Origin of the sequence: Wolbachia endosymbiont (group B) of Horisme vitalbata, assembly GCF_964028625.1 — a bacterium.
Taxonomy (GTDB): Bacteria; Pseudomonadota; Alphaproteobacteria; order Rickettsiales; family Anaplasmataceae; genus Wolbachia.
On record NZ_OZ034797.1, the window covers coordinates 102,466 to 115,467 of the forward strand.

The following is a 13,002-nucleotide window of genomic DNA, read 5'->3' on the forward strand; positions in this document are numbered from 1 at the left end:
TGTTTTATTTTTTCCTTTGTACAGTATTTTGGGTATATTAAAATGTTGCTGTATTTTTAATAGAAATATAAATTATTAAAGGAAGCTACAATTTGAATGGAATTGTGTCATAAGGTCAACTAATGTACTCTGCAGTAATAATAAAACCAAAGCGAAATGTTTTTGCCGTTTTAGACGTAGGTACAACAAAAATTATCTGTCTCATTGTTAAGATCAATAGCAACTTCAGCTATAAAATAATAGGAACGGGTTATAAAAGTGCAGAAGGTATAAGCGGTGGATCAATAACTGATGCAAAGCATGCAAGTTACTCTATTTCATCAACTATAGGTTTAGCTGAGCAAGTATCAGAAGAGACTATAGACCAGATATATGTGAATGTAGCCGGATGTGGAGTCTCATCTTTTAACGTATATAACGAAATTATTGCAGCTAATCACGAAATTTCAGACCGAGATATAAAACGTGTAGTCTTTCAGACGTTTGAGAAATATATCGAAGAAAATGTTATCATTCACAATATACCACTGAAATATCACTTGGATGACATGACTGATATAAAAGAGGTTGGTGGATTGTACGGAAAAAGACTATCTGCTGATGTTAATGTCGTCACTGCTTCGCGTCCAGCGCTTACCAACATTGAAAATTGTATAACTAATAATAGCGGGATAAGTATGGCTGGTTGTATTGCTTCCGCATATTCTGCAGGCCTTGCCTGTCTAAGTGAAGATGAAAAAGAGCTAGGAACTGCCATTGTTGACATAGGGGGTGGGTGTACTGCAATTGGAATTTTTAAGAGAGGAAAGCTTATATACACAAGCAGCATTCCAATTGGTGGCATTCACATCACTCGAGATATAGCTTATGGACTATGCACAAGTATAGAGCATGCTGAACGCATAAAAATACTATACGGTAGCACTGTCGTAACTTCAATAGATGAGAACGAATATATTACACTGCAAAACAGTGAAAATGATGAACCGACTCGAGTACCCAAGTCCGAACTTATTGACATCATAAGACCTAGAGTTGAGGAGATATTTGAACTGGTAAGAGAACAATTTCAAGAACAAAAAGATCCAATCAATAAAGTAGTGCTCACAGGTGGAACCAGTCAACTCACAAGCATGAAAGAGATTGCAAGCTATATATTCAACAAACAAGTCCGCATTGGATGCCCTGAGTCTCTCAGTGGCCTTGATGGCGAGTATGATAAAAATCCCGTATTTTCTGCTGCCATAGGCTCTATCAAGCTAATAGTTGACACTTTTTATAAAAATAACTCTGGAATGCTCGGTCAAGATGGTAAAATGAGTAAATTGTATAATTGGGTTAAATCGAAAGTCACGGTTTGATTTTACCAAATAAAGTTTTGATATCCGTCAAAGGAAGTATAAAGAAAATTATTTCAAGATTGATAAATTGATTCGTGATCATACACCTGAAATTATGCGCTCCCATGGAATGATTGTTTATGATATGGTAATGGAAAAAGATGAATATGCTGAACGTCTCATTCTATGATAAAAGATAAAACAGGCTGGATCCCAGTGGGCTTTGTTGCATCGCTCAAGTGAAAAGAACTGGCAGTTACTGACAAAATTCATTATAAATAGCCATTTATAGCTCTTTTCATAATAGTCCGAAAAGCTTATAGAAAAGCGGAATCAACAGCATGACGAAAAGATGTGAATAGAGGACTAGCTCTGTTTTTTATAGCAAACCAATGATGCTCAATTTTGTTAAAATCGGGAGAATAAGGCGGTAGATATAAAATTTCTGCGCCAACTCCTTTAGCAAATCTTATTAGACTTATGAAAAGTAGCATTATCAAGGATAACAGTTTGTCCAGGTTTCAAAATAGGTGTCAGAAACTGCTCAAACCATTTATTAAAGATATCCATTTACAGTGGCCTTCAAATGTTAACGGAACAACTATTTTTCTGCCGTTTAAGGCTGCAATCATACTGATTCGTTGAATTTTTTTACCAGATTTTAGAGCATAAAACCTCTGTCCCTTCTGGCAATATCCATAACTCGGTGTCCAGACTCATCTATATAAACTAAGTTTTGAGGTTCTTTTGTTGCTATAATTTTCAAAAATTCAGCGCGTTTTTCTTCGTTTCTTTCTTTGTATCCATATGTCTTGTTTTGCGTGTGAGTCCAATTTTTTTAAGAGCTCGATGGATCGTTGGGATACTAACATTGCTCCAAAGCTTAGCCATTTCCGATACCACCATATTTTTTAGCAAATTCAGTAAATTTATTCCAGTCAGTAATTTTGTGATTATAACCTCCATTTCCAAGTTTTTTTGACTGAAAATCTCCTGTTTCTTTTCTTCTTTGCTGCCACTCCCATAACGTAGTTCTTCCAATTTTAAATCTTGCTGCCACCGTTTCCCTGCTTTCTCCTTCTTCTAGTGCTTCCATTGCTTTTTTTATAACTATATGCTGCTGGCATCCTTACCTTCACTACTATAAAACCTTATTTTACCTCGTTTGGACTATTATGAAAAGAGCTATACTTTTAGAGTTTATTTCTTGCTCGTTTACAATATAATGAGTTCTTATAAAATCTATGCATGTTTGATACCCTGACCGAGCATTTCTTCCTTCGTCGCCATCTTTAGGAGCTTCTAATAGACAAAGCAAATTATTGAGTGGAAGTTCTAAAATAATATTCTCATCAATATCACTGCTTTCATAAGCTGAATTAAGACTTGCTCTAGGTTCTGGAAGATTTTGCAGTTCTGATGCTAGAGTTTTTGATGAGTATTTTTCTTGTGTAATCCCTGTCACTACTAGTACCTTAGTGTTATTACAGTATACTGTTAAAAAAAGATTTTTGCAACTTAGCACTAATTTTTCTCAATCTAAAATATTTTTCAAAACAAACCTCTCTCTACTGTCAAATTAAATTCTTTTATTGACTTGTTTACTCTATCTAAATTGTTGAAAAATACCCTATATTGTAGAGAAATAGAGAGTATTCTTAATAGATTATGTAAAATATAGAGTTTTTATGGGTAAATATTGACAGTGAGATACCGTGTTTATTTGATTAGTTTTTAGTGTATTTTTGTATTTTAAATTTTGGCTAAAAACTCTCCATTTAATGGGCGATGACAGTGCCGACCCCCTCGGTGTAAACGAGATGCTCTACCAACTGAGCTAACCGCCCTTTTCTTGTTTGTGGATTGGTGGAGGCAAGCGGGATCGAACCGCTGACCTTCTGCGTGCAAAACAGATGCTCTACCAGCTGAGCTATGCCCCCAACTTTTGCTTAAAGCATAAATCACTCAGGCTGAAATGCAAGAAATATTTATTTGTGAGGCTATTGCTAAATAGTGCACAAATTCTGCATTTATGTATAATTCTCTATCTTTTTAGAGTTGTACGTCAGCTTTACCAAATGAATCTTTGAATTAACAAGAAGTTTTCCTTCAAAAATTTTTAATTAAATTATCACTAATACAGTACATTATATAATTTATTTAACCACACATGAAAATTTTAGTTTGATTAAAATGGATAAAAACTATATTACTGTTTATTATAGCTGAAAAATAAAATGATCCCGTAGCTCAGCCGGTAGAGCAACTGACTTTTAATCAGTGGGTCACGCGTTCGAATCGCGTCGGGATCACTTAGAATCTTAAAAGCATGCTAAAAGAACAGGACAAAATATTCACAAACTTAAATGGTAAAGAAACACCACTACTTGAGGGTGCAAAAAAACGTGGTAGTTGGCAAAAAACAAAGGAATTACTGGATTTAGGATCAGAAAAAATCATTGATGAAGTAAAGAAATCTGGCTTGAGAGGTCGAGGGGGTGCAGGATTTTCTACTGGCCTTAAGTGGAGCTTTATGCCTAAAAATCCTCCAAAAGCATATTTAGTAGTCAATGCAGATGAGTCAGAACCTGGTACATGTAAAGACAGAAACATATTACGATATGAGCCACACAAGCTACTTGAGGGAATTCTTCTGGCTGGCAGAGCGATCAGCGCATCAGCTGCGTATATTTATATCAGGGGTGAATTTTATAATGAACATTTAGTTCTAAAAAAAGCACTTGAGGAAGCCTATAAAGAAAACTTAATTGGAAAAAATGCCTGCAAGTCAGGTTATGATCTTGATGTGTTTATCCATAGGGGTGCAGGAGCTTACATATGTGGGGAAGAAACAGCTCAACTCGAATCCATTGAAGGAAAAAAGGGCTTTCCTCGCATGAAACCTCCATTTCCCGCAGGTGTTGGACTTTTTGGCTGCCCCACTACAATAAACAACGTTGAAACTATATCTATGGTTCCAGATATCCTAAATCGCGGAGGAGAGTGGTTTGCATCTCTTGGTAAACCAAATAATACTGGCACTAAGGTCTTTTGTATTTCAGGGCATGTAAATAATCCATGTAATGTTGAAGAAGAGCTAGGAATTTCACTACGTGAATTAATTGAAAAATATGCAGGTGGAGTGCGAGGAGGTTGGGATAACTTACTTGCTGTAATACCTGGTGGGTCTTCAGTACCATTAATTCCAAAATCTATATGCGATACTATTGAAATGGATTTTGATTCATTGAGAGCTGTACAATCAGGGCTTGGTACTGCTGCTGTAATAGTGATGGATAAATCAACTGACATAATAGCTGCAATAGAAAGATTATCACATTTCTATATGCATGAGTCCTGTGGGCAATGTACACCATGTCGTGAAGGTACTGGATGGATGTGGAGAATTATGAGAAGAATGGTAGCAGGAAATATTAAACCTGGTGAAGTAGATAAGCTACTTGACCTTACAACTCAAATAGAAGGACATACAATTTGTGCGCTTGGCGATGCTGCAGCTTGGCCAGTGCAAGGGCTAATCAGACATTTTCGTCATGTAATTGAAGATAGGGCAGTAACTTAACTTACACTTTTAAGTCGTTTTACTACTTAGCAACCAGAGTTAGAAAATATTGATTTCCTTCCCTTTTAGGTGCTAATTCTACTTTTGCAATATCTTCAGCGTCTCTAATTAGCCGTTCTAATTTTTCCAGTCCAACCTCAGTATTTATAAGCTCTCTACCTCTAAATCTCATTGTGACTTTAATTCTATGTCCATGCACAAGAAAATCCCTTGCTTGACGCAATTTTGTTTCGTAGTCGTGATCACCAATATTAGGACCCAGTTTAATTTCTTTTATAGTTAATGTTTTTTGTTTCTTTTTTGCTTCACTTGCCTTCTTTTTTATATCATACTTTTGTTTGCTATAGTCCAGTATCTTACATACTGGAGGAGTTGAATCAGGTGCGATTTCTACCAAGTCTAAATTAACACTTTGTGCAACTTCCAAAGCTTGTTCTATTGGAACAATTCCGACCATTTCACCACTATGATCAACTAAGCGTACCTCCTTAGCTGTGATGAGTTCATTAATTCTGTTTTTATTGTTCTTTTTGACTTGCAAATTTTAGCTCCATTAATTCAAATTAATAATTTTTAACAGCAATTCAGTAGCCTTTTCCAAAGGAAAAGACTCTTGTTCTTCTGACCCTAAATTTCTCACTGACACAGTTCTATTGATGATCTCATTTTTACCTATAACCCATAATATAGGTACCTTATTTGAACTATGCAAGCGTATCTTATAACTAATTTTTTCATTGGTCAAATCGGTCTTAATTCTAACACCTTGTTCTTTTAAAATATTGCTGATTTCAGTAGCATAACCATCAGCTTCATTTATAATGGTCAGAATAGCAAGTTGCGTTGGAGCAAGCCAAATTGGAAATTTTCCTGCATAATTTTCTATCAAAATCCCAATAAAACGTTCAAAAGTTCCAAGAATTGCTCTATGTAGCATAACAGGGTGGTGCTTTTGTCCGTCTGCTCCTATATAAAAAGCTCCAAGCCGCTCCGGTAAAATAAAATCAACTTGCAACGTTCCACATTGCCAATTTCTACCTATTGCATCTTTCAAAACAAACTCTAACTTTGGACCATAAAATGCACCTTCACCAGGATTAAGTTCATAACTAAGCCCTGCTTCTTTAACTGCTTCAAGCAGTGCTCTTTCAGCTCTATCCCACACTTCATCATTACCTGATCTAGTATCTGGACGGTCTGAAAATTTCACAGAAATTTCATTGAACCCAAGTTCTGAATATACTTCTTTTAAAAGGTCACAAAACTTTACAGTTTCAGAATTCACTTGTTTTTCCATACAAAAAATATGTGCATCGTCTTGCGTAAAACCACGCACTCGCATCATTCCATGCAATGAGCCTGAGCTTTCATTTCTATGGCATGTGCCAAACTCTGCCATACGTATCGGTAAATCACGATAGCTTCTGGTGTGAGAATTAAAAATCTGCACATGACAAGGGCAATTCATGGGTTTTATTGCTAGCTTTTTACTTTCAGATTCATCAATAATGAACATATTTTCACGAAACTTATCCCAATGTCCCGATTTTTCCCACAGCTCTTTGCTTACTAAAATAGGTGTTTTTACCTCAAAGTAGCCATTGTTCATTAACTTTTTTCTGATGTAAGACTCAAGAACATTATATAAAGTATATCCCTGTTCATGCCAAAAAATCTGCCCAACAGCTTCCTCTTGAATGTGAAATAAGTCCATATCCTTAGCAATTTTGCGGTGGTCGCGTTTTTCTGCTTCCTCCAGACGTTTAAGATAAGTATTTAATTCATCCTTATTTCTCCACGCGGTGCCATATATTCTTTGCAACATTGGGCCCTTAGAATCGCCACGCCAGTATGCACCTGCTACTTTCATAAGTTTAAACGCTTTAACTCTGCCAGTTGATGGTGAGTGCGGACCACGACATAGGTCTACAAAGTTGCCTTGTTTATAAACAGTTAGGTTTTCGTTTTCTGGTATTGATGAGACAATATCAACCTTGTATCTTTCACCTATATCACTAAAGAAATCAATTGCCTGCTTACGAGTCCAAACTTCTCGGACGAATCTGTGGTTACTTTTTATAATTTCCTTCATTTTTTTTTCTATTGCAGTAAGATCGTCCGTGGTAAAGGCACGATCTGTAGCAAAATCATAGTAGAAACCATCTTGAATTGTTGGCCCGATAGTAATCTGAGTATTAGGAAAGAGCTCTTTTACTGCCTGCGCCATTATATGAGCAGCATCATGCCTTATTATATCTAAACCCGCTTCGTCACTCAGTTGTATTACCTCTATCTCTGTATCAGATTCAATTTCACGTGAGAGATCATACAACTCACCATTTACCTTAAAGGCAATTGCTTCTCTCAAAGCATCCGGTTGTAATATATCAAAGCCAGTGACTCTACCACTGTATTCTTTTACTTTTTGTTCGGATAAAAAGGTAACTTTTATCATTCATTAGACCTTTTGTCATCCCAGTGCTTGACACTGGGATCCATGTTTCTTTCTTTTCTAGATTCCAGCGTCACGCGCTGGAATGACACCAAAAGGTGAGCTACTGATCTTTCAGTTAAATAACAGTTGTACAAGAGATCTATTACATACTTGCTGTAAGAAATTTTAATTGTTGACATACCTAGTTAATAATACGGCCTGTTCTTTTTTAACCTGAGTGCAATTGCTTCTTCCCAAACTTCACCATTACGCAATAGCTTTTCTTTATTGTACATTAGCTCCTCTCTTGTTTCAGTAGCAAATTCAAAGTTAGGACCCTCCACAATTGCGTCAACTGGACATGCTTCTTGGCAAAGTCCGCAATATATGCATTTTGTCATGTCAATATCATAGCGTGTGGTGCGGCGACTACCGTCTTCTCTTTCCTCTGCTTCAATAACTATTGATTGAGCAGGGCAGATAACTTCGCATAACTTACAAGCTATGCATCGTTCTTCACCATTTGGATACCTACGCAACGCATGCTCACCACGAAACCTTGGACTTAAAGGGCCCTTCTCTATAGGATACCTCAAAGTAACCTTTGGCTTAAACATATATTTTAATGTAATAACAAACCCTTTAATTAACTCTACAAAAGACCAGTACCAAGCTAATTTCTTGAGCATAAAATATTTAAAACTTGTGTCAGTCATTATAAATCATATTATCAGTTTTCAAAATAAATATTTTCACCTGGGTGACTTTTTAGGTATTTTGGTTTCTTAAGTGTAATATTGCTAAGTAGTTTATATCAATAATGACAAACACAAATGAAACTATTTTCGCTTTATCGACCGTATTTGGTAAGTCAGGAGTTGCAGTAGTCAGAATTTCAGGCAACTACGCGCTTAAAGCTTTAAATCATTTTCATATTAAGAAAGAAATTAAACCAAGATTTGCTACTTTAGTTGATCTATATGATGATTCCAGTCAATTGATAGATAATGGAATAATCATCTATTTCCCTGCTCCAAACAGTTTCACTGGCGAGGATGTTATAGAGTTACAAGTGCATGGAAGCAAGGCCGTCATAAAAATCATCTTGGAGGAATTATCAAAAATTTTCGTTATGGCCAGGCCTGGAGAATTCTCACTTAGGGCTTTTCTAAATGGTAAATTTGACTTAACGCAAATAGAAGGGATTGCAGACTTAATTGATGCTGAGACGAAAATGCAAGCTAAACAAGCGATTAAGCAGATATCAGGAGAATTGGAGAGACTATACAGCAATTGGAGGCAAAGATTAATAACGATACAATCCAAAATCGAAGCATATATAGACTTTCCAGAGAACATTTGGGCAGAAAAAAGTGAATTGGAAAAAATTAATAATGAAGTGCAATCTCTCGTGCAGTTGATACAAGAGCATTTAAATGATAATAGACGGGGCGAAAGGTTGCGTGAGGGTTTACATATTGTAATAACTGGTGAACCAAATGTCGGTAAATCAACGCTGTTTAATTTCTTAGCCAAGCGTGATATTGCTATTGTTTCTGAATATGCAGGCACAACAAGAGATATACTTGAAGCTCATATTGACATTGGTGGATACCCAATCATTCTCTCTGATACTGCTGGAATTCGTGAGAGTTCAGATCCAATAGAATCAGAAGGTATAAGTCGAGCGAAAAAAAGGTCTTTTGAAGCTGATTTAAGAATAGAACTATTTCCCTTCAAACAGCGTCATGGAATCGATTGCCGTGTTGAAAATAGTAACACCATTTACGTGCTGAGCAAAGCCGATGATATTATCAATGACCACAGCATAAAAATTAACAGTATAGATTTTTTACCTGTTTCTATTTTAAAAGGAATAGGTACAGAAAGACTAATCTCTGTAATTAAAGAGAAAGTAGAGGAAAAATTTGGGCATGATAGAGACACTCCTGTGATTACTCGGCAAAGACATAGGAATCACATGCAGAAAGCACTGGAACATTTACAGCGTTTTAATATCTATAATCCAATTGAGTTGATATCTGAAGACTTGAGGCTTGCTGCATTTGAACTTGGTGCAGTAATTGGAATTATTAATGTTGAGGAAATATTGGATAGTGTGTTTAGTAGCTTTTGTGTAGGCAAGTAAGATTTTTATAGATTGCTTGAAATTAAATATTGTGGTAGAAAAGAGGTGGACGGATGGCCGAGCGGTTTAAGGCACCAGTCTTGAAAACTGACGTACGGAAACGTACCATGGGTTCGAATCCCATTCCGTCCGCACTTACTTCTCAGATTTAAAATGTTAGTTAATTTTTAGAGCTTATTTAGATGGTTCGTAACGCTGTAAATCTTATCTAATCTAGCCACATCTTTTAAAAATAAATCCCTTTGTAAATTGACCTTGTTAGCAAAGAAAGCTAATATCTATAAATAGATCACCATCTGAATATGGAAACCGATATCGTAATAATAGGTGCAGGGCCTGTTGGAATATTTACTGCTTTTCAAGCGGGAATGTTTGATATGAGATGTCATGTAATAGATGTTTTGGATCAAGCAGGAGGACAATGCACAGCTCTTTACTCAGAAAAGCCAATATATGATATACCTGGTTATCCTGTAATTACTGCCCAAAAATTAATTGAGCGACTAATGGAGCAAGCTTCACCGTTTGAGCCTGTTTACCATTTAAGTCAAAAAGTGGAAAAGATTTCAAATAACGAAGGTGAAAACTTTACTATCATAACGAACATAGGTACAGAGGTAAAATGCAAAGCCGTTATCATTGCTGCAGGTAACGGAATGTTTGAACCTAACCGTCCACCCTTAAGTGGTATATTAGAATATGAAAATAAATCTGTATTTTATAATGTAAATAAAATTTCTGATTTTCAGGACAAAACTATAGTCATTGCAGGGGGGGGGGATTCTGCGGCTGATTGGACTGTAGAACTTTCTAAAGTTGCAAAGAAAATTTATTTGATACATAGGAGAAAGAAATTTCGCTGCACTCCTGAAACTAGAAATAAATTAGAATCACTTGAAAATAATGGAAAGATAGAACTGGTAGTGCCATATCAATTACACGAACTAGCAGGAGGTAATGGGCAGTTGAGAGCAGTGATAGTAAAAAACATTGCCTCTAAGGAAGAAAAAGAAATATCAGCTAATTTTTTGCTGCCATTTTTTGGACTGTCAATGAATCTTGGTCCAATAAACAATTGGGGTATACAGTTAGAACATAGCCGCATAGTTGTTAATTCAGCTACGCTTAGAACTAGTAGAGATAGAATATATGCAATCGGAGATATAGCTACTTATCCAGGCAAACTAAAATTGATACTAAATGGTTTTGCTGAGAGCGCCATGGCTTGTTATCACATATACGAAGTAATTCACAATTCTCCAGTTAATTTTCAACATTCAACTTCAAAGGGAATTCATGGAAATTAAAGAGTAAGGAGATCCATGAACCTACATGGAGTTATCTCAAGCATAAGGGAACACAAACGAAAAAGATTACTTTACAAATTTCTCCAACTCCCTTGCCATGATAATAAGAGTATTTATCCTTGTTTTTGACCTGCAGGCTCAATGACAAAATTCAGTAAAAAAACTCAGGTATTTATTGGCAAATTACATAAAAATTATAGCGGCTTTTTAAATTTTTTCTACATTCAGCCAAAACGCGCTTGTTAGGACATTATTACAACGCCAATTTAAATTATTAAAACTCGTCACACGGGGATTCTTTTGCCTTTTTTCTTCGTTTTGTAAATTTCTTAATATTTGTAACTAAAGTAATTTTCGAGAGGTGTTATGTAAGTAGCTGACACACAGCTGTACGAGCATTCATTTTTGAAAGTAAATTGCGTAGCAAATGGTGTCATTCTAGCGCGTGACGCTGGGATCCATCTCTTAATACAGCCTCATCAAAAATGTTGTGTTTTAACATAAAATTAACTGCTTCTATGCTCATAAACTTAATATCTAATCAAATTTCCTGGATCCCAGTGTCACGCACTGGGATGACAAGGGAGGGACTACTCGAATAACACCTTTATGGTGGCTTAAGTCACAAGTTCGTACAGTCATGGTGCTTCTTTAAGAAGCACCATTTGCTAATGTTTTTCTGAAATTTTAGTGCCTAGCGGCATCTGTTTGATGTTGCATCCCATGTTTGACCACTAGGGCAAGTTCGGGTGGCTTTGTTGCATAGCACTGATAGGCATGTAAATCACAGTGAATTTACGCAGCTAATTTAAATTCAGCCATACCTATATCAGTAAATTTGTTCAATAAGTAGCACTTAATTAACAGCTCTTTTTCACGATTTACCTCTGATTTATTTTTCAAGCCAAACCCAAATATTTGCTTCAACCTATAGAAAAAGACTTCAATATAAGACCGTGCTCCATACTTAACTTTTTTCTTCCATTCATTAATACCATCTTCATAATTCTCATATGACCTAATTCTACTAATATACTTGTTTCTTTCTGATAAGTAGTCAGCTAAACAAATTTTAGTATCCTTCCTAGGGCGAATAATAGGCACAATATTGTATTTTCTGCATTCTTTATACACACTTTTTATATCATAAGCCGCATCTGCTCGAATAGAACAAATGTTATATTTATCACTGACTTCTTCTAACATATCGCAGACCGGCAAATAGTCTACAGCAACACCACTAGTGTAGTTCATGCTTATTGCTTTCTTATCATTTATGTTTAAAACAACATGTAATTTTCTTACTTGACCATAACCACTGTATTTTCTTTTTCGAATATTAAGCTTACTATGCCCACCGTTATTATTGTAGATACTAACTCTAGTGCTATCTACGGCAATTTCAACATTTTCCAGATCATCTTTATTGCTTCTATGGTCATCAATCTTCAAATTAAGCTTTTTAAATCTTCTGGAAGCTTGTGTATAGCTGATAATCTTAAGTTTTTTGCCTATTTGTACCATATAACCTTTTACAAAACCTACAGCTTGTCTCAAGCCAATTCTAAAAAGATGAACTATTATGTGTATTAAAATTACAACTTTATCACTATAAGTGTTATTGCCACCTGCAACTTTTGGACTATTTTCATACCAATTTTCTATGGCTTGATTAACAAAATGAAAAACATTTCCTCTTTTTTTGAGAAACTCGTTATATTCTCTTTGGTTACTTACTCTCATTTTTTGTGGCATAAGTTGTACTTGTTTGAAAAATGCCTATTTTACAACAAAATGCGTTAGTAGCCATATATTAAAAAGCTTTTCTTCTTACAATAACCTCAACCAACACTAGCTATGCAACAAAGCCAGTTCGGGTTGTACTACTAGTTGTACATGCATCTTGTCCTGTTATTGCTTTCACAACTGCAGGAGCACCAAAAAACACAGCAGTAAATGCACCAAGTGCAAAAAGTGCTGGCCACGGCATTCTGCCAAATATTGCAAGCAATGCTGCACCTATTATCACTATCGTGATCATTGGTCCACCCAAACTGTGAGTATAGCTCACTATTTTACATATCACTGCTGATGTTTCATCAGCATGTACATCAAACGCAAAGGAAAGAATTAAAGCTACAAGTAGAAGAAAATTTTTCATTATGCCTCCGTATTTAACGCTGGATTAT

10 protein-coding genes, 4 tRNA genes and 1 pseudogene are annotated in these 13,002 nt (G+C 35.8%); 6 read left to right on the forward strand and 9 right to left on the reverse strand.

Annotation, left to right across the window (positions count from 1 at the left end; genetic code table 11):
- Positions 1-122: 122 nt before the first annotated feature.
- Positions 123-1,361: a cell division protein FtsA gene (gene ftsA / locus ABWU56_RS00575; protein ID WP_010403853.1), complete on the forward strand. Its 1,239-nt coding sequence runs from the start codon at positions 123-125 to the stop codon at positions 1,359-1,361.
- Between the two features lie 296 nt (positions 1,362-1,657).
- On the opposite strand, the pseudogene ABWU56_RS00580 reads toward ftsA, so the two are convergent.
- From ABWU56_RS00580 to ABWU56_RS00595, 4 genes and pseudogenes are all read right to left on the reverse strand, one after another.
- Positions 1,658-2,467: pseudogene (locus ABWU56_RS00580) on the reverse strand (IS630 family transposase).
- Between the two features lie 29 nt (positions 2,468-2,496).
- Positions 2,497-2,805: a hypothetical protein gene (locus ABWU56_RS00585; protein WP_264704516.1), complete on the reverse strand. Its 309-nt coding sequence runs from the start codon at positions 2,803-2,805 to the stop codon at positions 2,497-2,499.
- A 317-nt stretch (positions 2,806-3,122) separates the two neighbouring features.
- Positions 3,123-3,187 (reverse strand) — tRNA-Val (locus ABWU56_RS00590).
- 17 nt (positions 3,188-3,204) lie between these two features.
- Positions 3,205-3,280, reverse strand: a tRNA-Ala gene (locus ABWU56_RS00595).
- A gap of 299 nt (positions 3,281-3,579) precedes the next feature.
- On the opposite strand from ABWU56_RS00595, the gene ABWU56_RS00600 reads away from it, so the two are divergent.
- Both ABWU56_RS00600 and nuoF read left to right on the forward strand, forming a co-directional pair.
- Positions 3,580-3,652, forward strand: a tRNA-Lys gene (locus tag ABWU56_RS00600).
- A 17-nt stretch (positions 3,653-3,669) separates the two neighbouring features.
- Complete coding sequence (gene nuoF / locus ABWU56_RS00605) at positions 3,670-4,923, forward strand: NADH-quinone oxidoreductase subunit NuoF (protein ID WP_064085745.1); 1,254 nt, start codon at positions 3,670-3,672, stop codon at positions 4,921-4,923.
- Between the two features lie 22 nt (positions 4,924-4,945).
- Here nuoF and infC read toward each other — a convergent pair whose 3' ends face one another.
- From infC to nuoI, 3 genes are all read right to left on the reverse strand, one after another.
- Positions 4,946-5,464 (reverse strand): translation initiation factor IF-3, encoded by a 519-nt coding sequence (gene infC, locus ABWU56_RS00610; protein ID WP_341810923.1) that lies wholly within the window; start codon positions 5,462-5,464, stop codon positions 4,946-4,948.
- Positions 5,465-5,476: 12 nt separating this feature from the next.
- Entirely contained in the window at positions 5,477-7,378 is a 1,902-nt protein-coding gene (thrS, locus tag ABWU56_RS00615) for a threonine--tRNA ligase (protein WP_353281588.1), read from the reverse strand.
- Between the two features lie 185 nt (positions 7,379-7,563).
- Positions 7,564-8,046 (reverse strand): NADH-quinone oxidoreductase subunit NuoI, encoded by a 483-nt coding sequence (gene nuoI, locus ABWU56_RS00620; protein ID WP_264376017.1) that lies wholly within the window; start codon positions 8,044-8,046, stop codon positions 7,564-7,566.
- A gap of 131 nt (positions 8,047-8,177) precedes the next feature.
- Here nuoI and mnmE point away from each other — a divergent pair, with 131 nt between their 5' ends.
- From mnmE to ABWU56_RS00635, 3 genes are all read left to right on the forward strand, one after another.
- Positions 8,178-9,506 (forward strand): tRNA uridine-5-carboxymethylaminomethyl(34) synthesis GTPase MnmE, encoded by a 1,329-nt coding sequence (mnmE, locus tag ABWU56_RS00625; RefSeq protein ID WP_353281589.1) that lies wholly within the window; start codon positions 8,178-8,180, stop codon positions 9,504-9,506.
- A 47-nt stretch (positions 9,507-9,553) separates the two neighbouring features.
- Positions 9,554-9,638: transfer RNA gene (locus ABWU56_RS00630), tRNA-Ser, on the forward strand.
- Positions 9,639-9,808: 170 nt separating this feature from the next.
- The gene (locus ABWU56_RS00635) at positions 9,809-10,813 is read left to right on the forward strand and encodes an NAD(P)/FAD-dependent oxidoreductase (protein WP_353281590.1); all 1,005 of its coding nucleotides are present in this window, start codon (positions 9,809-9,811) and stop codon (positions 10,811-10,813) included.
- Positions 10,814-11,608: 795 nt separating this feature from the next.
- Here ABWU56_RS00635 and ABWU56_RS00640 read toward each other — a convergent pair.
- Both ABWU56_RS00640 and ABWU56_RS00645 read right to left on the reverse strand, forming a co-directional pair.
- Positions 11,609-12,568, reverse strand: a complete 960-nt coding sequence (locus ABWU56_RS00640) for an IS5 family transposase (RefSeq protein ID WP_341815149.1) — start codon at positions 12,566-12,568, stop codon at positions 11,609-11,611.
- 100 nt (positions 12,569-12,668) lie between these two features.
- Positions 12,669-12,974, reverse strand: a complete 306-nt coding sequence (locus tag ABWU56_RS00645) for a TrbC/VirB2 family protein (protein ID WP_353281591.1) — start codon at positions 12,972-12,974, stop codon at positions 12,669-12,671.
- Positions 12,975-13,002: the final 28 nt, after the last annotated feature.

Coding starts and splice junctions, on each gene's coding strand:
- nuoI (WP_264376017.1), bottom strand. CDS start 8,046: ATGCTCAAGAAATTAGCTTGGTACTGGTCTTTTGTAGAGTTAATTAAA.
- nuoF (WP_064085745.1), top strand. CDS start 3,670: ATGCTAAAAGAACAGGACAAAATATTCACAAACTTAAATGGTAAAGAA.
- mnmE (WP_353281589.1), top strand. CDS start 8,178: ATGACAAACACAAATGAAACTATTTTCGCTTTATCGACCGTATTTGGT.
- thrS (WP_353281588.1), bottom strand. CDS start 7,378: ATGATAAAAGTTACCTTTTTATCCGAACAAAAAGTAAAAGAATACAGT.
- ABWU56_RS00645 (WP_353281591.1), bottom strand. CDS start 12,974: ATGAAAAATTTTCTTCTACTTGTAGCTTTAATTCTTTCCTTTGCGTTT.
- ftsA (WP_010403853.1), top strand. CDS start 123: ATGTACTCTGCAGTAATAATAAAACCAAAGCGAAATGTTTTTGCCGTT.
- ABWU56_RS00635 (WP_353281590.1), top strand. CDS start 9,809: ATGGAAACCGATATCGTAATAATAGGTGCAGGGCCTGTTGGAATATTT.
- ABWU56_RS00640 (WP_341815149.1), bottom strand. CDS start 12,568: ATGCCACAAAAAATGAGAGTAAGTAACCAAAGAGAATATAACGAGTTT.